The 25,928-nt window shown below is 63.8% G+C and carries 20 protein-coding genes and 1 pseudogene; 5 read left to right on the plus strand and 16 right to left on the minus strand.

Annotation, left to right across the window (positions count from 1 at the left end):
* Positions 1-36 precede the first annotated feature (36 nt).
* The 4 genes and pseudogenes from betA to betI form a co-directional block, all read right to left on the minus strand.
* Entirely contained in the window at positions 37-1,689 is a 1,653-nt protein-coding gene (gene betA / locus X728_RS144815) for a choline dehydrogenase (protein ID WP_023832434.1), read from the minus strand.
* A gap of 3 nt (positions 1,690-1,692) precedes the next feature.
* Positions 1,693-2,698: pseudogene (locus X728_RS01000000167075) on the minus strand (threonine/serine dehydratase).
* Positions 2,695-4,221 (minus strand): choline-sulfatase, encoded by a 1,527-nt coding sequence (gene betC, locus X728_RS144810; RefSeq protein WP_081732467.1) that lies wholly within the window; start codon positions 4,219-4,221, stop codon positions 2,695-2,697. Before betC ends, X728_RS01000000167075 begins: the two are co-directional and overlap by 4 nt.
* Before the next feature lie 11 nt (positions 4,222-4,232).
* Positions 4,233-4,823, minus strand: coding sequence for a transcriptional regulator BetI (gene betI, locus X728_RS144805; protein WP_023742680.1), 591 nt, complete (start codon positions 4,821-4,823; stop codon positions 4,233-4,235).
* 189 nt (positions 4,824-5,012) lie between these two features.
* Here betI and X728_RS144800 point away from each other — a divergent pair, with 189 nt between their 5' ends.
* Together X728_RS144800 and X728_RS144795 are read left to right on the plus strand one after the other, a co-directional pair.
* The gene (locus X728_RS144800) at positions 5,013-6,179 is read left to right on the plus strand and encodes an acetyl-CoA acetyltransferase (RefSeq protein WP_023832436.1); all 1,167 of its coding nucleotides are present in this window, start codon (positions 5,013-5,015) and stop codon (positions 6,177-6,179) included.
* A gap of 28 nt (positions 6,180-6,207) precedes the next feature.
* On the plus strand, positions 6,208-7,212 hold the full coding sequence (locus X728_RS144795) for an asparaginase (protein WP_023832437.1): 1,005 nt from the start codon (positions 6,208-6,210) through the stop codon (positions 7,210-7,212).
* Here the strand turns inward: X728_RS144795 and X728_RS144790 are convergent.
* The gene (locus X728_RS144790; RefSeq protein ID WP_023832438.1) at positions 7,205-8,560 is read right to left on the minus strand and encodes a TIGR03808 family TAT-translocated repetitive protein; all 1,356 of its coding nucleotides are present in this window, start codon (positions 8,558-8,560) and stop codon (positions 7,205-7,207) included. The genes X728_RS144795 and X728_RS144790 overlap by 8 nt on opposite strands.
* 132 nt (positions 8,561-8,692) lie before the next feature.
* Between X728_RS144790 and greA the strand changes: the two genes are divergently transcribed.
* Positions 8,693-9,166 carry a transcription elongation factor GreA gene (greA, locus tag X728_RS144785; RefSeq protein ID WP_023731010.1) on the plus strand — a complete coding sequence of 158 codons (474 nt, stop codon included), beginning with the start codon at positions 8,693-8,695 and terminating at the stop codon, positions 9,164-9,166.
* Positions 9,167-9,173: 7 nt separating this feature from the next.
* On the opposite strand, the gene X728_RS144780 is transcribed toward greA, so the two are convergent.
* From X728_RS144780 to X728_RS144770, 3 genes are all read right to left on the minus strand, one after another.
* Complete coding sequence (locus tag X728_RS144780) at positions 9,174-9,410, minus strand: AbrB/MazE/SpoVT family DNA-binding domain-containing protein (protein WP_023670750.1); 237 nt, start codon at positions 9,408-9,410, stop codon at positions 9,174-9,176.
* A 64-nt stretch (positions 9,411-9,474) separates the two neighbouring features.
* The gene (scpA, locus tag X728_RS144775) at positions 9,475-11,595 is read right to left on the minus strand and encodes a methylmalonyl-CoA mutase (RefSeq protein WP_023832439.1); all 2,121 of its coding nucleotides are present in this window, start codon (positions 11,593-11,595) and stop codon (positions 9,475-9,477) included.
* Positions 11,592-13,034, minus strand: a complete 1,443-nt coding sequence (locus X728_RS144770; RefSeq protein ID WP_023832440.1) for a methylmalonyl-CoA mutase subunit beta — start codon at positions 13,032-13,034, stop codon at positions 11,592-11,594. Before X728_RS144770 ends, scpA begins: the two co-directional genes overlap by 4 nt.
* A gap of 349 nt (positions 13,035-13,383) precedes the next feature.
* Here X728_RS144770 and X728_RS144765 point away from each other — a divergent pair, with 349 nt between their 5' ends.
* The gene (locus tag X728_RS144765) at positions 13,384-14,934 is read left to right on the plus strand and encodes a helicase HerA-like C-terminal domain-containing protein (protein ID WP_023832441.1); all 1,551 of its coding nucleotides are present in this window, start codon (positions 13,384-13,386) and stop codon (positions 14,932-14,934) included.
* Positions 14,935-15,005: 71 nt separating this feature from the next.
* Entirely contained in the window at positions 15,006-15,875 is an 870-nt protein-coding gene (locus X728_RS144760) for an aldose 1-epimerase (protein ID WP_023702211.1), read from the plus strand.
* Between the two features lie 4 nt (positions 15,876-15,879).
* Here the strand turns inward: X728_RS144760 and X728_RS144755 are convergent, their stop codons facing one another.
* The 8 genes from X728_RS144755 to X728_RS144725 form a co-directional block, all read right to left on the minus strand.
* Entirely contained in the window at positions 15,880-16,356 is a 477-nt protein-coding gene (locus tag X728_RS144755) for a DUF4189 domain-containing protein (RefSeq protein ID WP_023687219.1), read from the minus strand.
* Entirely contained in the window at positions 16,353-17,048 is a 696-nt protein-coding gene (locus tag X728_RS144750; RefSeq protein ID WP_023727661.1) for a hypothetical protein, read from the minus strand. Before X728_RS144750 ends, X728_RS144755 begins: the two co-directional genes overlap by 4 nt.
* Positions 17,049-17,061: 13 nt before the next feature.
* Positions 17,062-17,637, minus strand: coding sequence for an invasion associated locus B family protein (locus X728_RS144745; RefSeq protein ID WP_023670757.1), 576 nt, complete (start codon positions 17,635-17,637; stop codon positions 17,062-17,064).
* A gap of 9 nt (positions 17,638-17,646) precedes the next feature.
* Positions 17,647-22,224 (minus strand): YadA-like family protein, encoded by a 4,578-nt coding sequence (locus X728_RS144740; protein WP_023832442.1) that lies wholly within the window; start codon positions 22,222-22,224, stop codon positions 17,647-17,649.
* 1 nt (position 22,225) lies between these two features.
* On the minus strand, positions 22,226-22,645 hold the full coding sequence (locus tag X728_RS144735; protein ID WP_023805726.1) for a hypothetical protein: 420 nt from the start codon (positions 22,643-22,645) through the stop codon (positions 22,226-22,228).
* 233 nt (positions 22,646-22,878) lie between these two features.
* The gene (locus X728_RS01000000167080) at positions 22,879-23,814 is read right to left on the minus strand and encodes an AraC family transcriptional regulator (protein WP_306413643.1); all 936 of its coding nucleotides are present in this window, start codon (positions 23,812-23,814) and stop codon (positions 22,879-22,881) included.
* 809 nt (positions 23,815-24,623) lie between these two features.
* Positions 24,624-24,824 (minus strand): hypothetical protein, encoded by a 201-nt coding sequence (locus X728_RS144730; protein WP_023684556.1) that lies wholly within the window; start codon positions 24,822-24,824, stop codon positions 24,624-24,626.
* A gap of 289 nt (positions 24,825-25,113) precedes the next feature.
* Positions 25,114-25,923, minus strand: a complete 810-nt coding sequence (locus X728_RS144725) for a L,D-transpeptidase (protein ID WP_023832443.1) — start codon at positions 25,921-25,923, stop codon at positions 25,114-25,116.
* Positions 25,924-25,928 lie beyond the last annotated feature (5 nt).

Here is a 25,928-nt window from a genome sequence, read left to right on the forward strand (position 1 = left end):
TATTCGCTATTGCGGAGCAGTCCGCCGGACAGTGCCCTATCGATCCGCCACCTGCCAGCGCGGATTGATCCAGGGTTCCTGGTTGGACGGCGCCAGTGGCGTGCGGCCGAGAATGTGGTCGGAGGCCTTCTCGCCGGTCATGATCGACGGCGCGTTGAGGTTGCCGTTGGTCACCCGCGGGAAGATCGAGGAGTCGGCGACGCGCAGGCCGTCGACGCCGATTACCCGGCACTCCGGATCGACCACGCTCATGATGTCGTCGGCGCGGCCCATCTTGCAGGTGCCGCACGGGTGGTAGGCACTCTCGGCATGATCGCGGATGAAGGCGTCGAGATCCTCGTCCGACTGGACGTGCGAACCCGGCGAGATTTCCTTGCCGCGAAAGCCGTCAAAAGCCTTCTGGCGGAAGATCTCGCGGGTCAGCCGGATGCAGTGGCGGAACTCGGTCCAGTCGTCTGGATGCGACATGTAGTTGAAGCGGATGACCGGCGTCGCTTTCGGGTCGGGAGAGCGCAGCGTCACCGAACCGCGCGACTTCGACCGCATCGGCCCGACATGCGCCTGGAAGCCATGCGCCTTCGCCGCCGCCTTGCCGTCATAGCGCACCGCCGCCGGGATGAAGTGGTACTGGATATCGGGGTAGTCGACACCGGCCTGCGAGCGTACGAAGGCCGCGGCCTCGAAATGGTTGGTGGCGCCGAGGCCGGTCTTGAAGAACAGCCACTGCGCCCCGATCAGCGTCTTGGAGAATGGGTTGAGAACCGAATTCAGCGTGATCGGCTGGGTCGATTCCTGCTGGATGTAGAGCTCCATATGATCCTGCAGATTGCGGCCGACACCGGGCCGGTCGGCCACGACCTGGATGCCGTTCTCCTTGAGATGCGCGGCCGGGCCGATACCGGATAGCATCAGGATCTTGGGCGAATTGATCGATGATGCGGCAACGATCACCTCACGTCGCGCCTTAACGACCTGAATCTGTTTGTGAGCTTCGATCTCGACGCCGACAGCGCGCTGATTCTCGATGATCACACGACGGGCGAAGCCTTTGATCACGCTGACATTTTGCCGCTTGAGCGCCGGCTTCAGATAGGCTGATGCGGCCGACCAGCGGCGGCCGCCGCGTATGGTCTGCTCCATCGGCCCGAAGCCTTCCTGCTTCGAACCATTGTAGTCGTCGGTCAGTTCGAACCCGGCTTGGCGGCCGGCCTCGACAAAGGCGCCGTAGAGCGGATTCTTGCGCGGGCCACGCTGGACGTGCAGCGGGCCGCCGTGGCCGCGCCAGCCGTCCTCGCCCCCGTCACTGTCCTCCATGCGCTTGAAATAGGGCAGCACGTCGGCGAAGCCCCAGCCGGCCGCCCCCTGTTCGGCCCAGTGGTCGAAGTCGCGTGCGTGGCCCCTGACATAGACCATGCCGTTGATCGAGGACGAGCCGCCGATCACCTTGCCGCGTGGCGTCGCCAGCACGCGGCCGCCGAGATGCGGCTCTGGTTCGCTGGCAAAGCCCCAGTCGTAAAGGCTCATGTTGAGCGGGATCGACAGCGCCGACGGCATCTGGATCAGCGGCCCGATATCGGTGCCGCCGAACTCGATGACGATCACCGAATGCTTGCCGTCTTCCGACAGCCGGTAGGCCATGGCCGAGCCGGCCGAGCCGGAGCCGATGATGACGAAGTCTGCTTCAAGCATGGTTCACATGCGCCCATCGTTCATATGCGAAATAAAATCGGCGAGCGAGACATTGCCGCCGGTAGCCATGACCAGGACCGTTTTACCCGTCACATCCACCTTGCCGCCGAGCAGCGCCGCCAGAGAGGCGGCGCCTGACGGCTCGAGCACCAGCTTCATCCGCTCGAAGGCGATCTTCATCGCTCGCCTAACCGATTGGTCGTCGACGGTGATGCCGCGCACGCCAGCGGTCTTGACCGCCGCGAACGGCGCGTCGCCCGGCCGCCGCGACATCAGCCCGGTCGCAAATCGATTTCGGCGCGATCGGCATGGTCTCGATGGCGCCATGCGCTAGCGATGCACCCATGCCGTTGAAGCCTTCCGGCTCGACGCCGATGATCTCGGTTGCCGGCGACAGATAGTGGAAGGCGAGCGACATGCCGCCGATCAGTCCGCCGCCGCCGACCGAGCAGAACAGAAGGTCGGCACTGGCGTCCTTTGCCTCGAGTTGTTCGAGCGCTTCGAGCCCGGCGCCGGCCTGGCCGGCAACGATCTCCGGATCGTCGAATGGATGCAGCAACGCCAGCCCTTCGGTCTCGGCAATCTCGCGGGCCTTGGCGGCTGCGACCTCTTCACGGGCGCGCTCGCCATGATCGGTCAGCACGACGCGCGCGCCATAGCCTGCAGTGGCATCGCGCTTGGCGGCCGGCGCGTCGATCGGCATGACGATGGTGACGGGAATGCCGAGCGTCTGGCCGGCGGCTGCCAACCCTTGCGCGAAATTGCCGGAGGAGTAGGCGACGACGCCTTTTATGGCCTCATCCGGCGACAGCCGCTTCAACCGCCAATAGGCGCCGCGCACCTTGAACGATCCCGCCCATTGCAGCGATTCCGGTTTGATGAAGACGCGGGCCGCACCCGTCTCCTTGGCCAAGGCTGTCGATTCCAGCAAAGGCGTGATCTGCGTCGCCTTCGACGTCACGGCATAGGCCTGTCTGAGGTGCTCGAGGGAGGGGACAATTGTCATCATTCGCCTCGCGGAAAGCGTTTCTGTTCCTCGAGATTGTCGAGGTTCATGTGGTTGCGCATGTAGCGTTCCGACGCCTTCTGCAGTGGCTGGAACTCCCAGGGGTAATGCGTGCCGTTGCGCAGCGCGGGATAAACCACCCAGCGCCGCGCCTGGCTGACGCGCACCGCGGCATCGAATGCCGCCATGTCCCAGCGCGCTCGCACGGCTCCCGTGAAGGCCGCCACCAGATCGGCATGCGCCGGATCGGTGGCACGATTGGTGCGTTCTTGCGGATCGGCTTCGAGATCGAACAGAAGCGGCGGGTCGATCTCGCAATGGATGAATTTGTAGCGGCCGTCGCGGATCGCCACCAACGGCGCGTTGGAGCCCTCGGCGGCATATTCCATCAGCACCGGCGCGGTGCGCTGTCCGCCATCAAGCAACGGCAGCAGCGACTGGCCATCGGTCCACGGTGCGATCGCGGAGATGTCGATGCCGGCGAGATCGCACAGCGTCGGCGTCACGTCGAGGTTGGAGACCGGCGCCTCGATCAGCCCTGCAGGAATGCCTTTGCCGGCGATCATCAAAGGTACTCGCGCCGAGCCCTCGAAAAAATTCATCTTGAACCACAGGCCGCGCTCGCCAAGCATGTCGCCATGGTCGGAGCAGAACAGGATGATGGTGTCGTCCAGCATGCGCGTTCGCTCCAGCACTGACATCAACTCGCCGACCTTGTCGTCGAGATAGGAGATGTTGGCGTAGTAGCCGCGCCGCGAGCGGCGGATCTGCTCCGGCGTGATGTTGAAACTGTCGTAGTCGCTGGCCCGGTAAAGCCGTTGCGAATGCGGGTCCTGATGGGCATAGGGGATGAATCCCACCTCCGGCTCAAGCGCCGGACAGTCTTTATAGAATTCCCAATATTGCCGCCGTGCGACATAGGGGTCGTGCGGGTGGGTGAAGGAAACCGTCAGGCACCAGGGCCGGCTGGCCTCGTCCTCGGAGGTGCGGGCAAGATCGTAGAGTTTTTGCACCGCGTGGAAGGCGACCTCGTCGTCATACTCCATCTGGTTGGTGATCTCGGCAACGCCGGCGCCGGTGACCGAGCCCAGATTGTGATACCACCAGTCGATGCGCTCGCCGGGCTTGCGGTAATCCGGCGTCCAGCCGAAATCGGCGGGATAGATGTCGGTGGTCAGCCGCTCCTCGAAACCGTGCAACTGGTCCGGCCCGACGAAATGCATCTTGCCCGACAGGCAGGTGTAGTAGCCGGCGCTGCGCAGATGATGCGCATAGGTCGGGATCGAGGAAGCGAATTCGGCGGCGTTGTCATAGACCTGGGTGCGCGACGGCAATTGCCCGCTCATGAAAGCGGCGCGGCCCGGCGCGCAAAGCGGCGAGGCCGTGTAGTTGTTGCCGAAGCGCGCCGAGCGTGCGGCCAGCGCCTTGAGATGCGGCACATGCAGGAAGTCCGCCGGCCCGTCCGCAAACAGCGTGCCGTTGAGCTGATCGACCATGACGATCAGGATGTTGGGTCGCCTTGATATCTCTGAGGCTGTCACTGTGTCTGTCGCCCGCCGAGTTTGATTTCGAGATAATCTTCGACCAGCGCGATCGCGGTTTGAGCATCCGGCACGCCGTCCTTCAGCGCGCGCCTGATGTACAGCCCGTCGATCATCGCCGCGACCGCTTCCGCCGCGCGGTCGGCCTCGTTGCGCGGCAGTATGCCGGTCAGTCCGCTCATCAGGTTCGAGTGCAGCCGCCGCGCATAGACCCTGAGCAGCCGGCGCAGGGCCGATGATTTCTGTGCCTCGACATAAAAGGCGAGCCAGGCCGCGATGGTTTCCGGCCGGAACTGGATGTCGGAGAAGTTGACGGCGACCACCGCCGAGACGCGTTCGCGCGGCGAGCCGGCGGATTGCAGGGCGCGCCGCATGTCGATGGTCAGTTCGGCCAGTATGTGCCGCATCGTCGCCAGCAGCAGTTCGTCCTTGGCGCCGAAATAGTGGTGGGCAAGGGCCGACGACACGCCCGCCCGTCCGGCGATCTCCGACATGGTCACATCAAGCGAGCCGCGCTCGCCGATCGCCGAGATCGTCGCGTCGATGAGCGCCTTGCGGCGCAACGGTTCCATTCCGACTTTCGGCATTGGGGAGATCCAGATCAAAACCGAGATTATTTTTTATTGACGGATCAATCAATAAAAAACTCGCGCTCGGATCAACCGATCGTGTCGCTCTGGCCCATCCCTTGGACTGGAAAACGGTTCACTGTTGAACAATATTAGAGGCTGATGCCGCGCTATGACATGTTAGGCTTGCGGCGAACGGAGGTTGCCATGACCGCATGCATCGTCGGCTGGGCGCATTCGCGCTTCGGCAAGCTTGAAGCCGAGACGCTCGAGGGCCTGATCACAAAGGTCGCGGTCGACGCGCTCGACCATGCCGGCATTGGCCCGGACGAGGTCGACGAGATCGTGCTCGGCCATTTCAACGCCGGCTTCTCCCCTCAGGATTTTACCGCCAGCCTGGTGCTGCAGGCCGATGACCGGCTGCGCTTCAAGCCGGCGACGCGGGTCGAGAACGCCTGCGCCACGGGTTCGGCAGCGGTCCGCCAAGGCATCCGCGCCATCGACGCCAATGCCGCCCGCATCGTGCTGGTGGTCGGTGCCGAGCAGATGACGACGACCCCCGGCCCCGAGATCGGCAAGAACCTGCTCAAGGCTTCCTATCTGCCGGAGGAGGGCGACACGCCGGCCGGTTTTGCCGGCGTCTTCGGCAAGATCGCGCAGGCCTATTTCCAGCGTTATGGCGACCAGTCGGACGCGCTGGCGATGATCGCCGCCAAGAACCACAAGAACGGCGTCGACAATCCGTACGCGCAGATGCGCAAGGATTTCGGTTACGAATTCTGCCGCCAGGAAAGCGAGAAGAACCCCTTCGTCGCCGGTCCGCTGAAGCGCACCGATTGCTCCCTGGTTTCCGACGGTGCTGCCGCCCTTGTGCTGACCGACACCTCGACGGCGTTGAAGATGCGCCGCGCCGTCGCCTTCCGCGCCAACGAGCATGTCCAGGATTTCCTGCCGATGTCGAAGCGTGACATCCTGTCCTTCGAAGGCTGCGAGCAGGCCTGGAACCAGGCTTTGAAGAAGGCCGGCGTGACGCTCGACGACCTCTCCTTCGTCGAGACGCATGACTGCTTCACCATTGCCGAGCTGATCGAATATGAGGCGATGGGCCTAGCCAAGCCGGGCGAGGGCGGCAGGCTGGCGCTGGACGGCACGACTGCAAAAGACGGCAGGCTGCCGGTCAATCCTTCGGGCGGGCTGAAGGCCAAGGGCCATCCGATCGGCGCCACCGGTGTGTCGATGCATGTGCTGACCGCCATGCAGTTGACCGGCGAAGCAGGCGGCATCCAGGTGCCGGACGCAAAGCTTGGCGGCATCTTCAACATGGGTGGCGCTGCCGTCGCCAACTACGTTTCCATCCTCGACCGGATCAGGTAGAAGCGGCCCGTATTTTTGGGGCGTGGTGATGACAAATCCGGTTCTGGTCGAAGTCTTGCGCGGCGCGATCGTCGAGAGCGCCCATCGCGGCGCTGTCGCAATCTTTGACGGTGACGGCAAGCCTGTCCTGGAGATCGGCGATACGGCGCGGCCGGTGTTTCCGCGCTCGGCGGTCAAGGCGATCCAGGCGCTGCCGCTGGTCGAAACGGGTGCTGCCGATGCGTACGGCTTGGGCGACCGCGAACTGGCGCTGGCCTGCGCTTCGCATTCGGGCGAACCCGCGCATGTCGAACTGGCGCAGGCGATGCTGGCCAAGGCCGGGCTCGACAAGTCGGCGCTGGAATGCGGCGCCCATTGGCCGTCGAGCCACGACGCGACGATCGCACTGGCCCGCACAGGCGTCTCGCCGAACGCGCTGCACAACAATTGCTCCGGCAAGCATTCCGGCTTTCTCTGCACCTGCGTGCACTCTGGAATTGCCCATCAGGGCTACGTCAAGGCCAGCCATGGTTTGCAGGAGATGGTGCGCGACGCCATGCAGGCGGTGACCGGCGCTGCCCACGATGCGGATCACCGGGCAACCGATGGCTGCTCGATCCCCACCTATGCCGTGCCGCTGAAAAGTCTTGCCCTTGGCTTTGCCCGCATGGCTACGGGCAGGAGCTTTGGCTCTGAGCGTGCCAAGGCGGCCAAACGCCTGCTGTCGGCCTGCATGGCCGAGCCTTTCCTGGTCGCCGGCACCGGCAAGGCCGATGTGGCGCTGATGCAGGCCGCGCCCGGCCGCATCTTCGTCAAGACGGGCGCCGAGGGCGTCTATTGCGCCGCCGTCCCGGAGCTTGGCCTCGGGATCGCGCTAAAATGTGATGACGGCGCCGGCCGCGCCGCCGAGGTGATGATTGCTGCTGTGCTGGCAAAACTTCTCAGCGCCGACGGCGCACTGGCGGCGAACCTTCTGGAGCGGGCCAATCCGCCGATCGAAAGCCGCATCGGCGCCAAGGTTGGCTCGCTGCGGCCGACGACGGCGCTCAGCTGACCCTGTTTCGCTCGACCGTCAGATGCGCATAGCCGCTATCGCTTGACCGCGCGAGGTCGCCGGTCGCCGGTTCGGCCCAGCGCTGGCCGATGATGGCGCCGTTCCTGGCGCCGTCGATGACGTTGTCGGAAATGATGGCGTTTCCAGCGCCTTCGACCACAGTGACGGCGATGCCGGTTCCGGCCTGACGGATGATGTTTCCCGTCGCCACAACATTGCGCATATAGGCGCCCCAGCCGATCTGCATGCCGTAGAGCGGCGCGTTCTCGATGACATTGCCCGAGACGGTGGTGTCGGCCTCGACGCTGATACCGACGCCGAAGCCCGGCGCGTCGGCGGGGTAGGGGCCGGTGGTCGAGAGGTTGCGCACGATGTTGTTCGAGCAGACACCCATACGGCCGCCGTCGTTGAAATTGACGATCGAGATGCCGTTAGCGGCACCATCGACGATGTTGTTGCCGATGATGGCGCCTTCGAAGGAGAATTCGGAATAGAGCGCCGTTTCGCCCGACCGCGAGCAGGTGTTGCCGGTCATCTGCAGATTGCTGGAACTGTTGGCGCGGATCGCCGAGAAGGCGCAGTCCGAGACGATGTTGCCGGTGACCGAGACATTGCCGGCACGGAAGGCGTTGATGCCATTGCCGTTCTGCCCGGTGCCGCCGCCGCGCGCGCCGATCCGCTGCACGCGGTTGCCGCTGACGATCGTGCCGTCCTCGGCCTGCTGCCAGCGATGCACAAGAATGCCGCCATTGCCACAGTCGGATACGGTGTTGTCGGATATCGCCAGGCCAGCGGCCTCGACGGAGTAGATGCCGGCGTCCGCAGCCCCCGAAATCTCGGACCGCTCGATGCGGCCCGACGCATGCTCCAGCGCCAGCCCATGCTTGCCGCTGCCGGTGATCGTGCAATTGTCGATGACGAGATGGGCGACGCGGCGCAGGTCGAGCAGGCCTTGCGCATCGTCGGCCAACCCGCCGTTGGCGCCGTCGAAGACCAATGCGGTGAACTCTATATGCTCGGCCTGTTCGGCCGTCAGCAAATAGCCATTGCCGCCATAGAGGATGCGCGAGGCGCCCGGCACGCCCGAAAGCCTGACGCGGGCGGGCAGGGTCAGGTTGGACACGACATAGGTGCCCGGCGGCAGGAACACCGGCGCATTGCGCTGGCTTGCCTCGGCTAGCATCCTGGCGAAGGCCCTGCTCTGGTCGTCCGGTGCGTCCGGCTCCACGCCAAGCTCGGCGGCATTGATCGAGCCAAGCGCTGCCGTCTTCGCCAAGGCGTTGTCCAGCGAAACGCCGAGCACCGCAAAGCCGACAGTCCCCTTGAGAAGCGTTCGTCTGTTCAATATCGGCACAGATCCCTGCGATGAAATGGTTCTTCGCAGGAATTGGGCCAGCCGCATAGGTCTCCGCTCGGCGATAGTCCGACCGGGTCCGCCAAGTGGCTTGTACAGTCGCCGAAGCGGGCCTAAGTTTATCCGATGAGCAGGGCTTTCACCCGCGAGGAAGACAGCGAAAACGCCATTGCCGGCATCGGCGAGCGGCCGATCAGCCAACACCGCAATCTGGTGACGGAGCGCGGCCTGGCGATGATCGAGGACAATCTGGCCGATCTGCGCGACATCTTGGCGAAAGCCGAGCGAAAAGCCGATCGCGAGCGCATTGCCGTTGTCTCGCGCGACCTGCGCTACTGGACAGCGCGCCGCGAAAGCGCCGAGCTTTCCGTGCCGGAACCGGGCAGCGATCAGGTGCGCTTCGGCATGGGTGTCACGCTGGAAGGCGATGACGACAAGAAAGTGCACTGGAAGATAGTCGGCGAGGACGAGGCCGACCCCTCAAAGGGCAGCATCTCACATGTCTCGCCAATGGCCGTGGCGCTGTTCGGCAAGAAGGTCGGCGACGTCGCAAGCGTCAACGGCAAGGAATGGGAAATCGTCAAGCTGTCGGACGCCTGACGCCAGCTCACCCTATTTGCACAGCCAGCTTTCGCAACGCGGGCTCATACTTGTCCATGACATCGCGAGCAGCACGCATTTGCCGTTCGACGTCGTCACACGGCACCGGCCTTAGGATGATGCCGTCGTCGGTTTCGATGATCTGGAGTTCATCGCCCACTTGCAGGCCCAAGCTGTCGAGCGTTTCCCGCGGCAGGATTACAACGCCCGATCCGTCCTCAAGTCCGTGAATGATGGTGTTCATAGCTATACCATAGGTTGCGCCCGATATTGTAACGCAACTTTGATAGGCAGTGCAACTGTTTCAATCAGCTCGCCAGCAGCCGGTCCAGCAACCGATCCGCAGCCTCTGGAATAACCGTGCCTGGCGGGAAGATCTCCGCGGCGCCAGCTTCCAGCACCGCGTCATAGTCCTGCGGCGGGATGACGCCGCCGGCGACGATCAGCATGTCGGCGTGTCCGAGTTTCTTCAGCGCATCACGCAATTCGGGGATCAGTGTCAGGTGCCCCGCCGCCAGCGACGAGGCGCCGATGATATGGACGTCCTGCGCCACCGCCAGCCTGGCGATCTCCTCGGGTGTCTGGAACATCGCGCCGACCGTCACGTCGAAGCCGAGATCGGCGAAGGCCGTGGCGATCACCTTCTGGCCACGGTCGTGGCCGTCCTGTCCCATCTTTGCGACCAGGATGCGCGGCTTGCCGCCGGACTTCTTCTCGAAAGCTTCGAGCTTCTCCAGCAATCGGTTGACCGTCAGATTGTCGCCAAGCGCATTGCGATAAACGCCGGAGATCGTTTGCACCGAGGCGACGTGACGGCCAAACACCTTTTCGAGCGCCAGCGAGATCTCGCCGACCGTGGCATTGGCGCGCGCGGCGCGGATGGCAAATTCCAGCAGGTTTTCGTTACCCTGCGCAGCGCGGGTCAGCGCATCGAGCGCGCTCTCGACCGCGCCGACATTGCGCGTGCCTTTCAGGTTCTGCAGCTTCGACAATTGCCGGGCCTTGACCCCGGCATTGTCGATCTTCAGCACGTCGACGTCGATGTCGTTCTCGGGGCGATGCGCGTTTACGCCAACCAGTATCTGCTCGCCGGAATCGATACGCGCCTGCGTGCGCGCCGCCGCTTCCTCGATGCGCAGTTTTGGAATGCCCTGTTCCGTTGCCGCCGCCATGCCGCCAAGCGCCTCGACCTCTTCGATATGGGCGAGCGCACGCGCCGCCAGATCGTGCGTCAGCCGTTCGATATAGGCCGAGCCGCCCCACGGATCGATGATGCGGGTGGTGCCGGATTCCTTCTGCAGGATCAACTGCGTGTTGCGGGCGATGCGCGCCGAGTGGTCGGTCGGCAGCGCCATCGCCTCGTCGAAGGAGTTGGTGTGCAGCGACTGGGTATGTCCCTGCGTCGCCGCCATCGCCTCGATCATGGTGCGGGTGATGTTGTTGTAGGGGTCCTGCGCCGTCAGCGACCAGCCGGAGGTCTGGCAATGGGTGCGCAGCGACAGCGAGCGTTCGTCGTTCGGTGCAAAATTCTTCTGCATCAGGGTCGCCCACAACAGGCGCGCCGCGCGGAGCTTGGCGATCTCCATGAAGAAGTTCATGCCGATCGCCCAGAAGAAGGAAAGCCGCGGGGCGAAACGGTCGATGTCGAGCCCGGCGGCGACGCCGGCGCGGGCATATTCGATGCCGTCGGCGATGGTGTAGGCGAGCTCCAGGTCCGCGGTCGCGCCGGCCTCCTGCATGTGATAGCCGGAGATCGAGATCGAATTGAACTTCGGCATGTGCTGGGAGGTATAGGAGAAGATGTCAGACACGATCCGCATCGAGGGCTTCGGCGGATAGATGTAGGTGTTGCGGACCATGAACTCCTTCAGAATGTCGTTCTGAATGGTGCCGGCGAGATCCTTCTGAGCAACGCCCTGTTCTTCGGCCGCGACGATATAGAGCGCCATGATCGGCAGCACCGCGCCGTTCATGGTCATCGACACCGTCATCTCGCCCAGCGGAATGCCGTCGAACAATTGCCGCATGTCGAGGATGGAATCGATGGCCACGCCCGCCATGCCGACATCGCCTGATACGCGCGGATGGTCGCTGTCATAGCCGCGATGGGTGGGCAGATCGAAAGCGACCGAAAGGCCCTTTTGGCCGGCGGCGAGATTGCGCCGGTAGAAGGCGTTGGATTCCTCGGCCGTCGAGAAGCCGGCATATTGCCGGATCGTCCACGGCTGCTGGACATACATGGTCGGATAGGGACCGCGCACGAAGGGCGGCATTCCCGGATAGGTGTCGAGATGCGGCAGCCCCTTGAGATCGCCCTGGCTGTAGAGATGCTTGACGACGATGCCTTCCGGCGTCAGCCGCTGGCCCTTGACCTCGACCGGCGCTCGCCGTGGCGCCGACCAGCCAATATGGCTGAAATCCGGGATCACTGTGCGGCTCCGATTGCCTGGTCGATGCGGACGGGAAACAGCGCCTCGCACACCGCCACGCCCTCTGTGAAAGGCGGCCGCCGCTCAGCCGCCAGCCTCTCGACCGGGGCATCGTTTTTCAGCGGGTAAAGCGTGGTGCCGATGATTGCCCGTTCACCCGACCGGTAGGCCTCGGCGCGGCGCTCGGATGCTGCCTTCACGCGCTTCTGGATATGCCCTTGCTGCAGGCTTGCCAGAACGCTGCCTTCCGCTTCGATCCGCTGGAACTCTTCCCACGCCGCTTCGCACAGGCCCAGGGTCAGCGCCTCGACTGCGCCCGACCCAAATGCTGGGTCGGCGACATGGTCGATTTGGCTTTCATTGGCCATGATCAACTGCGCATTGCGGGCGATGCGGCGGGCAAAGCCGGCCGGCAGCCCGAGGGCGATGGTGTGTGGCAGGATGGAGATTGAGTCCGCGCCGCCTGCTGCCGCTGCAAAGCTTGCGATGGTGGTGCGCAGGATGTTGGTTTCGGCATCCGCCGCCGTCATCATGCGGAACGACGTCTCGGCATGGATGTTGGCTGTCGATGCCGGGATGGAACAGGTTTCCTGGATGCGCGCCCACAGCCTGCGCAACGCCCGGACCTTGGCCATCGACAGGAACTGGTCCTGGTCGACGCTCAGCGCAAAGCCGATATGGGGAGCGGCATAGACAAGCGGCTGGCGCGCATCCTCGAACATCCTGAGGTAGGAGACGGCGGAAGCGAGCATGGTGCCGAGTTCCTGCGCCTCCGTGGCGCCGGCATTGTGGAACACTCGCCCATCCGCCTCCAGCAGCACACCCGGCACGCCCAGCGAGAAGAAATGCGCCAGTGATTGCGGCATCGATGCCTGCAACGCCTCGATCGACATGCGCAGCCGGCCGGTTCCGGCAAAGATTGCCGCCGGGTCGATGCCGAAGGAGAGGTTCAGCTTTGCCGGGTCGGAGCGGCGCTTGCTCAGGAACGCCACCAGCCAGTCGGCAACGGCACGGCTCCAGGGATGGGCGTCGATGCGGATCTGCGTGCGGTTTAGCGGTACGCCGTCCAGCACCGTCTCCAGCGCCTGCGCCGTCCTCGGCAGGCCATAGCCGAACGCATTCGGAGCACCTTCGAAGACAAGCGACAATCCCGTCGCGCCTTGTGCCACATCGTCCAGGGCCTGCGCCTTGGCGCGGCCGATATCGGGATCGTCAATGCGCTGGCTGACAATCCAGGGCAATTTGGGGTTGGCGCGCACAAGCGGCTCGGCGCCGGCGGCGCGATCGTAGAGCGGTTCGATGCGAATCTGATCGTCGGTATGCGAGACCAGTTTTTCCTCGAAGGAGGCGCCGGCGAGCGCCTTTTCGGCCAAAGCCAGCCAACGCTGGCGCTCGACGTCAGCGGGTTCGACACTCCTGGTCAAGGCTCCGGCGCCCATCCATGCTCCTCGTTTTTATGCGGCCGCACCAAACTCAGCGGTCCAGTCTACGGTTCCCTGCCCGATATCGCAATGCAATGCGCCTGCGACGGCTGGATTCGATGTCCTGGATATAGGGCAGCCTGCGTGGACGAACCATGAACGATTGCCAAACAGCGGCAAAATCCGCAAGCTCCAAAAACCGATTTGGAGGATTGGTTCAATTCAGACGATTGGCCCAATCTGGATGAATAGCCAACTGGATGGATAGCCCAATTGGAGAATAGCATTGTCGCTGCGCAACGGCCTGACTATACCCTGCGGCACGGCCACAGGCTTTTAACACATCAGTTTGCGGAGACATGGCCATATGGCTGACGACACCAGCATTTTCCTCGGCGCCAGCCGCAAGCCCGACGACAGCTATCAGCGCGCCGAACAGCTCTTGCTGCAATATGGCAACCGCCATGGCCTGATCACCGGCGCCACCGGCACCGGCAAGACAGTCAGCCTTCAGATCTTGGCCGAGGGCTTTTCCAATGCCGGGGTGCCGGTGTTCTGCGCCGACATCAAGGGCGACCTGTCCGGCATCGCCATGATGGGCAAGGCGCAGGATTTCCTGGTCAAGCGGGCCGAGCAGGTCAAGCTCGATCCCTATGATTTCCAGGAATTCCCGGTCATCTTCTGGGATCTGTTCGGCGAGCAGGGTCACCCGATCCGCGCCACCGTCTCGGAAATGGGGCCGCTGCTTCTGTCGCGGCTGATGAACCTCTCCGAAGCGCAGGAAGGCATCATGAACATCGCCTTCCGCATCGCCGATGAGGATGGCCTGCTGCTGCTCGACATGAAGGATCTGCAGGCGCTGCTGGCCAACATCGCCGAGCGCGCCGACGAGATCAGCTCGCGCTACGGCAATGTCACCAAGCCGTCGGTCGGCGCAATCCAGCGCACGCTTCTGGTGCTGGAACAGCAGGGCGCGGCGCATTTCTTCGGCGAACCGGCCTTGCGCATCGCCGACATCATGCGCACCACCCGCGACGGCCGTGGCGCCATCAGCGTGCTTGCCGCCGACAGACTGATGATGAACCCCAGGCTCTACGCCACCTTCCTGCTCTGGCTGATGTCGGAGCTGTTTGAGGAATTGCCCGAGGTTGGCGATCCCGACAGGCCGAAGCTGGTGTTCTTCTTCGACGAGGCGCATCTGCTTTTCGACGAAGCGCCGAAGGTGCTGATCGACCGCGTCGAGCAGGTGGTTCGCTTGATCCGCTCGAAAGGCGTCGGCGTCTATTTCGTCACGCAGAACCCCTTGGATATCCCTGAAAAGGTTCTCGCCCAGCTCGGTAATCGTGTCCAGCACGCGCTGCGCGCCTATACGCCGCGTGAGCAGCAGGCGGTCAAGACCGCCGCCGACACCTTCCGGCCCAATCCCGATTTCGACTGCGCCACCGCCATCACCCAGCTCGGCACCGGCGAGGCGCTGGTCTCGACGCTGGAGGTCAAGGGCGTGCCGTCCATGGTGCAGCGGACATTGATCCGGCCGCCGTCGTCCAGGCTTGGCCCGATCACGGCGGACGAGCGCCGCAAGCTGATCGACCAGAGCCCGGTCGCGGGCCAGTACGACCAGACCATCGACCGCGAATCGGCCTTCGAGATGCTGCAGAAGAAAGCCATGGGCGCGCAGGAGGCGGAAGAACAGGCACAGCCGGCCGACAGCGGCCGCTCACGCTGGACCATCCCCGGCTTCGGCAATGACGGTTCGCCGCCACCGCAATCCGGTGGCCGGCGCGTGCCGGCGCCGCGCCCGTCCAACCGCCAGACGGTGGCCGAAGCCGCGATCAAAGCTGTCGTGCGCTCGGTCGGCTCGTCGGTCGGCCGCGCGATCGTGCGCGGGATTCTGGGCAGCCTGTCCAGGGGGCGGTGAAAAGTGTCAGCCAGCCCGCCTCGGACATGATCAGCGGCCAGAACATCGCCATCGACGGCGGTTGGTAAGGGATGGCCGGCCTCCTGGAACTGCGCGACGACCGCGCCCGTCTGGTCCTGGCGCCGCAAAAGGGCGCGGCGATCGCCCGCTTCGACGCACTGGTCGGCGGCGCAACGGTGCCGCTGCTCCGCCCCGACGATGGCACCGGCGCCTCCGGCTGCCAGCTTCTGGTTCCCTGGTCGAACCGCATCTCAGGCGGCGGTTTCGCCTTCGACGGCCGCTTCCATGCGATCGAGCCGAACGTGCCGGGGGAGGCCTTTCCAATCCATGGCGACGGCTTCCAGAGGGAGTGGCGGATTGCCAGCCACAGCGCCACCGAGGCAGAACTGGTCCTCGACGCCGGTGAAATCGGCCCCTACCGATATACGGCGCGGGTCGCCTATGCGCTGCATGACGGGGCCTTGGATGCCACGCTCACGGTGGAGAATCGCACCGGCATTCGCCTGCCTTACGGGCTCGGCTTTCATCCGTGGTTCCCGCGCAGCGCCGGAACGACGCTCGAGGCGAAGGCGGCGCGGGTCTGGCTGGAGGACAAGCATCATCTGCCGGTCGGCGTGGCGCCGGTGGCCGATTACCCCGCGTGGAATTTCTCGAACGCCTCCCTGTTGCCGCGAAGCTGGGTCAACAACGCCTTCGACGGCTGGGACCGCCGCGCCAGGATCACCCGGCCCGAGGACAGGATCGCCATCTCGCTCACCGCCTCGCCATTGCTCGACGTCTTCATCCTCTATTCGCCGTCGCAGGATGCCGATTTCTTCTGCTTCGAGCCGGTGTCGCATACCGTCGATGCGCATCACGGCAAAGGGCTGACCCCGCTTGAGCACGGCGCTACGCTGAGTGCAAACATGCGCCTCGATTGGCGTTCCGCTGCTTCGCTCTGATGCGTCATGTGCACACCCACTCGCGGATCTTGCATTTTTGTCCGTTCCGCTCGCACGCCTGCAGTGTCAGGTCTTCGGCATCCCGGCGTGTTTGCGCCGTCTCGGCGCCCCAACTGGTCAGCCGCCCTTCCGGCTTCTCGCCTACGGCGAGGGCGCCGCAATGCTTGTAGGGAAAGCCGGTATTGTCGTCATCGTCCCAATGGCGATGATTGCGGAATACGCTGACCACGGCGCAGCTGCCGCCGCCGGCGTTCTGGCAATGCTTCAGCGCGATGTCCATCGCCTCCTGCCGCTTGTCGGCGCCCCAAAAGAAGCCGTGCTTCTCGTCGGGGCTCGAATAGGCGATCGCCGCCCAGATGCCTCTCTCCTCCTGGGCCGGCGGCTCGGGCACGTCCGCCGCCGGGGCTAGGTCCGCCGCGCCCAGCCGCCCGGCGCAAAGCAACAGCATGCCGATCGCCGCAATGGCGGAATTCACCCTCATTGTACGCCTCCTTGTTTACCTGCTGCCGAGGCCACGGAAATGACGACGCAGCTGTTGCCGGTTGGCAGCAGCATCGCGTTGCCCCCTCCATTGGCCAGTTCATAGACGCTGATTTGTCCAAGATTGTTGGCGAGCTTGCTGTCTTTCGGAAGCAGGGCCGGAACATCGGCGCAATTGGCCGCGAATGGCGCCACCCTGACCATCGTACCTTCGCAAACGGATGCGGTGGGTGCCGCGAACACCAGACCTGCCGCCGGGCCGCTGTAGCCCTGTGTAGCGTAGTTCATGCCGACCAAGGCTTCCACGAGGTGTTTGTCGGGGGCCTCGTTGTTCCAGATCGACTGGACGCTGTACGTCGTGCCGGTCGTCAGCATCTGCCCAAGGGCTGGGAAAATGTTGGAACAAGACTGCAAGCCTGCCTCTTTGGCGTGTTGCAGAAATGGCGTCTCGGCCAGGGCCGGATTGGGCTGGTTGGTCTCCGCGACCGCCGGCTGCGGCAGTAAATTGTGGAGCAGGTCGTAGCGCATGGCCGCGAAGCCGGCCGTGGCGACGACGGCAATGGCGAGCAACGAGAAGACAGCGGTCCTCGCGCGGTTTCGTTGCGGTCTGCTCCGGTCTTCGATGCCGACCCGGACAGCATCCTTTCCCTGGTTGCGGGACATTATCCGGTCATGGATCGATTGCTGGTTCATCGCGATTGCCTCGTCAATTGATCGCCGCAACGGCCGCGGCCAAGCCCTTGAGGGTCGCGGTTACGTTGATCGTCCTGCCATCCGTGGTCGGGAAGGAGATGACGGATGCCGCGGCCTTCGAAATCTGTTCGCGCATGATCGGACCAACCGGCAGCATGCCGACGCAGACGGCCTGATTGCATCCGTCGAGTTGAATTTTTATCGGCTCCTTGCGCCCCTCGAATGTCAGCGAGACAGGAGCGTCGCTCTTGGCGATCGGCGGGGCGCGCAAGATCATGTAGGGGTTGCCTTCCTTGGTGGCGGCAAGCGACCAGCTGAACGCAACCTGTCCTGCCTGGTCCTCGATGATCTGGGTGACATTGCAGACCTTTTGGCGCGCCTTCAGGTTCTCGTCGCAGATCAGCGTCCAGTTCTCGAACGGACGGGTGGTCCGTTGATATTCGCCAAGCTTCGCATCCGCAGGGATCGCTACGTCGGAAGGTTTTACCCTGTAGCCGGAAGGGATTGCTTCCTGCCCGGCCGCTAACGGGCCGGACAGGAGCATTGACGTCATGGATATCGCGACAGCAAGGACTGCCTGCCTGATCATGGCCGGGCTCTAGTTCAGCGTAAGGCTGACGCCCGCGCCGACACCCCAGTGTCCGCCTGCCGTCGTACCGGACAGGTTCGCTCGAACACGTCCTTCCTCGCTGGTGTAGCCGGCGCCGAAGGCCAGGGCGCCTTCACCGCGCCAATAGCCTCCGCCGGCGGCCACGCTCAGCTTGCCGGGACGATCGTCGTAGCGCAGCGAGCCGGCCGCCAAGCCGATTGCCGCAGCCTGGCGCGCCTCGCCCCTGACCTCTCCCATGTCCATGTTGAGCTGGCTGAGTTTGGAGTCCGCATACGCATTGGCTTGCTGCAGCGTGGTGGCCGCCACCTGGTTGGTGTAGTTCTTCGAATTGTCTAGGTTGAGTGCTAACCCGCTGTTGAACTGCTGAACATTGACCGCATCGGTGTTGGCAACGCCCGGCCCGACATTGTGGATGACCACCGGCGTGTTCGGGTCGCCGCCGGCAAGGGTAATCGAGTTGGACTTGTTGCCGTTCCCGTCCTTGTCGTACTGGACGGCGAACTGATTCAGGTCGCCGAAGCTACCCTGCATGGCTTCGACCGCCTGGTTGGTGGCGAAGAGCTGGCTGCCGTTGATGGCGTCGGTGGAGGTGCCGCTGATCCGGCCCGCCGCGACATTGGTGACGGTGCGCTCGTTGCCGACGGTGCCGACGCTGACCGTGCTGGTCGGAGCTGTTCCGGCGAAGGTATAGGCAACGCCGTTGATCGTGGTGCCGGTGGTGGCGACCGCCGCCGCCGTCGTCGAGCCCGCGCCGAGCGCGACGCTGCCCGGCTCGTTGGCCTTTGCGCCGGCGCCGAGCGCCACCGCCTGCGCTCCGTTGGTGGTCGCGTTGGTGCCGAGGGCGATGCTGTCGGCCTGGTTGACCGTCGAATTCTGGCCGATCGCGATGCCTCCCGGCGCCGTCTGCTGCACGATGGCGCCGTTGCCGATGCCGATGCCATTGTCGCCATTGACGGTGGTGCGCGGACCGACCGCAACCGAATCGACGCCGACCGCGAGCGAATCCGCTGCCGTCGAATTGGCATGGAAGTACAGGCTCCCCGTCACCGCGAACGAGCTCAGCGCGCCCTTCAACTGGCGAAGCGTGACCGCGTCCTGGTCCTGCGTGCCGTCGGCCACGTTGATGATCTGGCGATAGGAGGTGGAGGTGCCGACCGAGACGGCGCCGAGCAGGCTCATGTCCGCGGTGTTGTAGGGAATGAGGCCGGTGCCGGAGAGGATCGACCCCGATACGGGCGCGACCGCCCGATCCGAAACCGAGCCGGCGCCAAGCGCCACGCCGCCGATGACGCTGGCCTGGGTGTCGCGGCCGAGCGCCAGCGCATTGTCGGCGCTCGCGGTCGCCTGGTAGCCCAGGGCGGAAGAGCCGATCCCTTGCGCGAAGGAGTCCGCGACGGCAAGCGTCCTGTCGTTGGTGCGCACATAGCGGATGCCGTCGCCATTGGCGTCGGTGTAGGCCAGCGAGGTGTCGCCGGCAATATTGCTGATCGAATTGCCGAGATTGGTGATGTCAGCAGTATTGGCGGCGATATCGGTGGTGTTCTGCGTCACCTGCTGGTTGGTCGCAAACAGCTGCGAACCATTGACCGCATCGGTCGAGGAGCCGCTCAACTGCCCGGCCGCGACGTTCTGGATTTGGCGTTCGGCGCCCACCGAGCCGACCGAGAATGCACCCGCGGGCGTTGCGCCGGCGAAGGTGTAGGCAACGCCGCCGATCGTGGTGCCGCCGACAGCCGTCGTCACGGTCGACACCGCATTCGCGCCGATCGCCACGTCGCCGGCATTGTTGGCAACAGCATTCGGGCCGATGGCAACGGAATCCGTCCCCAGCGCCTGCGAATCCGCCAGCGTCGAATTGGCGTGGAAATACTTGATGCCGCCGCCCGTGCTGATGCTGTTGATCGTGTTACCGAGATTGGTGATGTCGGCGGTGTTGGCGGCGATGTCGGTCGTATTCTGCGTCACCTGCTGGTTGGTGGCGAAGAGCTGCGAGCCGTTGATCGCGTCGGTCGACGAATTGCTGAGCCGGCCCGCCGCGACATTGGTGATGGTGCGTTCCGCGCCGACCGCGCCGACGCTGACGGTGCTTGCCGGCGTCGTGCCGGCGAAGTTGTAGGCGACGCCGCCGATCGTCGTGCCGGCGGTGCCGACCGCCGCGGCGGTTACCGAGCCCGAGCCGAGCGCCACGTCGCCGGCGTTGCTGGCGTTGGCGAGGGCGCCCAGCGCGATTGCATTCTGGGCGCCGGCATTCGCTCCTACCCCGAGAGCGGTCGCTTGAAAGGCGGTTGCAAACGCGTTCTGGCCGATCGCGGTGCTGGACGTGGCTGTGGCATTGGCGTTGGCGCCGACGGCGGTGCTGTATTGGCCCGAGGCCTTGGAGATGTATCCCATCGCCGTTGCGTCAAGCGCCGATGCGACGGCGCCGCTGCCGAAGGCCGAGGCGTTGGCGTCGGAGGCGCTCGAATTGGTGCCGGCCGCGATGGCGTTTGTCCCCGTCGCGGTCGCGACTGGTCCGATAGCAACGGAGTCCGTGCCCGTTGCGGACGAGTCCGCCGCCGTCGAATTGGCATGGAAATACTTGATGCCGTCGCCGGTGCTGATGCTGTTGATCGTGTTGCCGAGATTGGTGATGTCGGCGGTGTTGGCGGCGATCGCCGCCGTGTTCTGCGTCACCTGCTGGTTGGTCGCAAACAGCTGCGAGCCGTTGATCGCGTCGGTCGACGAGTTGCTGAGCCGGCCCGCCGCGACATTGGTGATGGTCCGCTCCGCGCCGAGCGCGCCGACGCTGACAGTGCTCGTCGGCGTCGTGCCGGCGAAGCTGTAGGCCGTGCCGCCGATCGTCGCGCCGCTGGTGCCGACCGCCGTCGCGGTCACCGAGCCCGAACCGAGCGCTACGTCGCCGGAGCTTGCCGTCGCCGTCGCGCCGTTGCCCAGCGCGACATTGCCGGCAAGGCCGGCTGCACCCGCCGTCGAGCCATTGCCCAGCGCCACGGAGCCTTGCCCGACGGCCTTGTTGTTGTTGCCGATGGCAACCGCGCCTGCGGCCTGGTTTGCGGCTGTGGCGGTTGCCGTGCCGTCGCTATTGGCGATGTTGTTGGCGCCGCCGGTGAAGGCGCCGGTGCCGCTGGCATAGCTCGGATCGCCGATGGAGACCGCGCCGTTGCCGTAAGCCGTGTTGCCGGCGCCAATGGCGACAGCCTTGCCGCCCGTGGCCGTCGCGGCCGTGCCGATGGCAACCGCGTCGGCGGAATTGGCGACCGCAGCATTACCGATCGCCACGGCGTTGGTGGCACTGGCCTTGGAGCCGATGCCGAGCGCGGTGCTGGCAATCCCGCTAGCGGCGGCGCTGACACCGGCGGCAAGAGAATTGTCTCCCGTCGCATTCGCGCCGGACCCGAATGAGGAGGCGTTCGCGCCGCTGGCGACAGCCGTGTTGCCGATCGCTGTGCTGGCGGAGCCACTCGCAACCGAGGTAGCACCCATCGCCGTGGCGAAAGCGCCCGAAGAGAGCGAATTGGTACCGATCGCGATGCTGTTGGGCACAGCCGTGTTGGCCTGAACGCCCGCCTGCGCGCCCGTGCCGAATGCGATGGACTGGTTGCCCCATGCACTGGCTCCTCTACCCACCGCTGCGGCGTTCGTTCCCGTTGCTTTGGTCAGGACGCCAATGGCAAGGGCGTTTTGCTGATTTGCTGTGACATCCGTGCCAAGGGCGATGGCGCCTTGGGCCAAGGCCCCTGACCCCGCAACGGTGCGCGCGCCGATATTGATAGAGTTGATATCGGACGCGACCGACTGGAAGCCTATCGCGATGGCGTTTTGACTGCCTGCATTGGCGTTGGTACCTTGGGCAAGGGAATCGATTCCGCTCTGGGTTGCTTGATATCCAAGCGCCATACCGCGCAGGCCATTAGCACTGGACTGATAGCCCATGGCGTATGCGTATTGGGCGCTGGCTACCGACCCGTAGCCAGTGGCGAACGCATAATTGTTGCTGGCCGTGGCGCCGACACCGACCGCGGTGGAGTTCGATCCCGAAGCGTGGGAGTTTGTGCCCAGTGCGCTGGCCCCGGCCGCAGTGGCGTCGGACTGAACGCCAATGGCTACCGTATTGATGTTGTTTGAAATCGCGCCGCCGCCGATCGCCACCGCGCCGCCGGTGCCTGTGGCCTGCGCATCCTGGCCGATTGCCACTGCGTATTGCGTTGACCCGACAGACCGGGTCCCGATCGCAACAGCATTGAGCTGAGAGGCCGTCGCGGCCGGGCCGATAGCGACTGAGCCACTGGCCGTCGCGGTGCCGCCGCCGGCGGCATACTGCGCGGACGCCGGGGTGGCGATGCTCCCGAATGCGATTGCACCCAGCGCCGCTGCCGCAATTCTGCCGCTGCCCAGCGTGCCAAGCCCCAGACATTTGCGTCGCATGCCGAGCACGCGGCACGCGTTGCGCAGCACCGCCATCAGGCGGCGCCGCACCGAGCGGCTGTCGGCCGCGCCCGCGATCCAGTTTCCGACAAAGCTTGAAGAAAGTTCGATCCTTCTCCGCCCCTCGACGCGTTTGGTCATGCTAGTTTTTCCTCGCAATTGCCGAGGCGCTCTGATGTGCCGCACCATTCGCCTCGGTGGCCAAAAAATCTTCGAAATTGCGCGTCTTCTCCCGCAACGAGAGAGCGACCTTCGCGCCTTGTTTTTCAATCAGCTGATAGGCGCTCGCGACCCATGGCTGCGTCGGTTCTGGAACCGCATGCAGTGCAGCCTCCGTCCGTTCCGGCGGCAGGTTTACCGCCACCAGCGCGCGGCAGAGATCGAAATGAAATCCCGGATCGCCTTCACCACAAGCCGGAGAGGTCAGTCCAAGCACGAAACAGGCCAGGAGATGGTCGAGTTCCGCAGCGCTGATCCGGCTGGCGTATTGGCGTTGCAGTGCAGCCCAGGCCGCTTCGGCCTTAGGCGCGAAGACCTCGATTTCCGCGAATTGAATGTCCATGGGACAATCCGACATGCTGTATCATCTGGTTGCTCCCCCGCCCCAAATGACTTCAATCGCGACCATGAGCACATTCGCGGTGCAGGTATTTTGGAATAATCCGGAATCTTTGTAGGAAAATCCGGTATTTGGTCCCTGCGCGACAACTGTGACTGCTCTGCCACACAACCTTCGACTATACTGAAGATCAATCGAGGTATCGCCGCGGACAATCATGCGCGCCGCAACAGTCGTTAACGTTGCAGCTTCACCTGCCTGGGGGTTCTGTTCCGGTATCTGGACATGGTGACTGTCAAGTGGCTCTGGTCCGAGAATCCACTGAGATGAGCGACTTCCGCAATCGACAGGTCGCTCTCGATGAGAAGTTTTTCGGCGAAATCGAGACGCAGCCGCAGCAGGTATTTGTGCGGCGGCTCGCCAAAGGTCTTGGTGAATGCCAGGATGAAATGGCTCGGCGAAAGGCCACAGAGTGCGGCCAACTCGGCCACCGCGATTTTGCTGGAAAAATTTACCTCCAGGAATTCGCGCACCCGCCGGGCGCTGCGGTTCGACAGACCGCCCTTTGGGGCTTGTGGCAACTTTCGCGCTCCTGCGTAGTTCCGAAGCAAATGGACGCCGAACATGGTGACCAACGAATCGATATAGAACTCGTTTGGAGTTTCCCGATCCGTCAGTTCCGCCTTCAGCAACTGCGCGAGTTGCAGCGCTTGGAAGTCGACGGTCCCGTACGGCGGCGGCTGAAGCTCGGCATGGCCGGTGTCGAATTCACGCGTTGCCAGCTCGAAGAGACTCTCGGGGGTGAGCGCCACGATTACGCTTTCCGTGGTGGATGACCGGGTCACCTTGCCGCCGAGGTCGGCTGGGACGATCATGATCATGCCGACGTCGCCGTCGTATTCGTGGACTTTGTCGCTGCCCAGCGATGCCGCAATCCCTGGTGAGGGTGTAAGCAGAACCGAAGCGAAATGTTCCGCCGCTTTGAATGTGTGTGATCCCGGCCCATGAACGACATGAGCCGCGCCGCCTCGAAACGTGACCAGGTAGCGCCCCGCGCTTTCCGGAATTCCGTCGAAGATGCGACGATCCGCGCGCCGCCGCTCTGTCCCGGCGCTTTCCTGGACGTTGCCTCTATGTTGCATCTTCGTCTCTGCCACTGCTGCGCCGATCAATCCAATCCTGTGCTGTATCGAGGCGCCCAGAATTCACGTTTGCTCCTGGGCGTTCCTTCGAATCCTACAGATGCTGCTTTATATTGCAAAGAAGAATTTGAGCTCAAATGAAAATTTTACCAGGATTTTGACTATAAATTTACAGGTTTGAATTTTTAGCCAAGGCTACCTGACTATTTTCCGATCTTATCTTACCATTTTGCCTAGTTATTGTGCATAGTGTGCCGTCGCAATCCAGCGTTGTATTCCGAATATAGATCGCGCGGCCATTGACAGAGCTGGTCGACTATCTGTCATTGCCACGGACGATCCGGCAGCAGTTATCGCCCGAATCATGGCTTCTTTTCCCTTGTGCTTCTTCAGGGCGGTGGCCAAATGGCCTTGATCCGAAAATCCCGCGAGGTAGGCGACTTCGGCGATGGCGACCCTCCGGGAGCGATCCAGGGCTGCGGACAGAGCATATCCCGCTCCCCCGCATGGTTGCTCTTCTGGGATTGGCATTTTCGGGGATTATGTCCGAGGGCGTGCCGATCGACCCGATCGGCGCCTGCGCTGCGTTCCTGAACCTCGCCCGCATTTTTCATTCAGCCTTGCCTCAGCCGCTTTGCCAGCCCATCGAAATTCCGTGCCGTGCAAACAGCCAACCCGGAAATCCGGACGGTAATTTGTATCCCCCATAGTCCTGCCCAAAGGCAGCGTAGCGCATCCCGCGGATAGAAAAACATTGTAAGTGAAGAAAAAAGTTCGCGCGAGAAAAACATGGCCTGGCTTGGCCGGCGCTACCGAATTATCCAGCTCACGCAGGCCTGCTAAAGATCGCCTCGGCGTTTCTCGTACAGATCCCAGGACAGCTCGACCATGGCCAGAAGAACGTCTTCCTGGCTCCACCCGGCGGCAACCGCCGCCTCGACAATTCCGCGGACGAGCGGCAGCAATTGGCGCTCGCATTCGGCCGACAGGTTGGCCTCGGCGCCGTCGGCAGGCGGACTATCGAAATCAAATCCCACCATCGGCGTTCCCCCGCCATCAATGATCTAATGAAATGTATGTCTCTGCAATCATACTCCCGTCTAATATACATCAATCGGTAACGAAACACAGCAGCGTCGAGATTGACAGGGCATGGCCGCCCCGATTGCAGCGGCTCCGTGGTTTGTCTGGACGTCTTTTTTGGCCTCCTGTTGCCGGCATTGCATATCTTGGATGCGAACCCCAGGCATTCGCGTGAAGCTATCGGGATCCTGACGAGCTTTGCCGCATGGAGCGGAACCTGCCGCTTCATGGCATAGATGAAGTCGATCAGGTCACCGGGCCGAGCAGGACCGAGCCATCCGGCACCCCGCCATCGATCGGGATGGCTCTGCGGTTTGCGCTCGCCGCCATCGGCTGGCCGATGTCGGACGTCACGATGACCGGGCTCTTCGACGGCACGCGGTCGTAGAGGTCGATGATGTCCTGATTTATCAGGCGCACGCAGCCTGACGAGACGGATTTGCCGATCGAGTTCCATTCCGGCGAGCCATGCAGGCGGTAGAGCGTGTCGACGTTGTCGTGGAACAGGTAGAGCGCGCGGGCGCCGAGCGGGTTCTTGAGGCCGCCGGGCATGCCGCCGTTCTTGGCGCTGTATTCTTCCAGTTCAGGCTGGCGGGCGACCATCTCATCGGGCGGCGTCCATTTCGGCCATTTCTGCTTCCACTGGACGACGGCGTCTCCCGACCATTCGAAGCCGGCGCGACCGAGGCCGACGCCGTAACGGATCGCTTGGCCGCCTTCGCGCACCAGATAGAGGAAATGGTTGGTCGTATCGACGATGATGGTGCCTGGCCGCTGGCCGGTCGGATCGGGAACAATCTGGCGTAGGAACTGCGGGTCCATCTTCTTGATCGGGATCGCTGGGAGCTCGAACCCGCTGTCGGAAATCGAGCCGTACATCGTCGCATAGTCGCCGAGCGGCGGCTCGTCATAGGTCGGCGGTGGCGGTTCGACCGGCGCCGGTGCCGGTCCGGTGGTGGTGCAGGCGGAGACCGCAATCGAGGCGGCACCAAGGGCTGCGGCATTCAGAAAGCCGCGACGGCTCAGGCGATAGGGGTCGATTTCGGTCTTCAACATGGTTG

This window comes from Mesorhizobium sp. L103C119B0 (assembly GCF_000502235.1).
GTDB lineage: Bacteria > Pseudomonadota > Alphaproteobacteria > Rhizobiales > Rhizobiaceae > Mesorhizobium.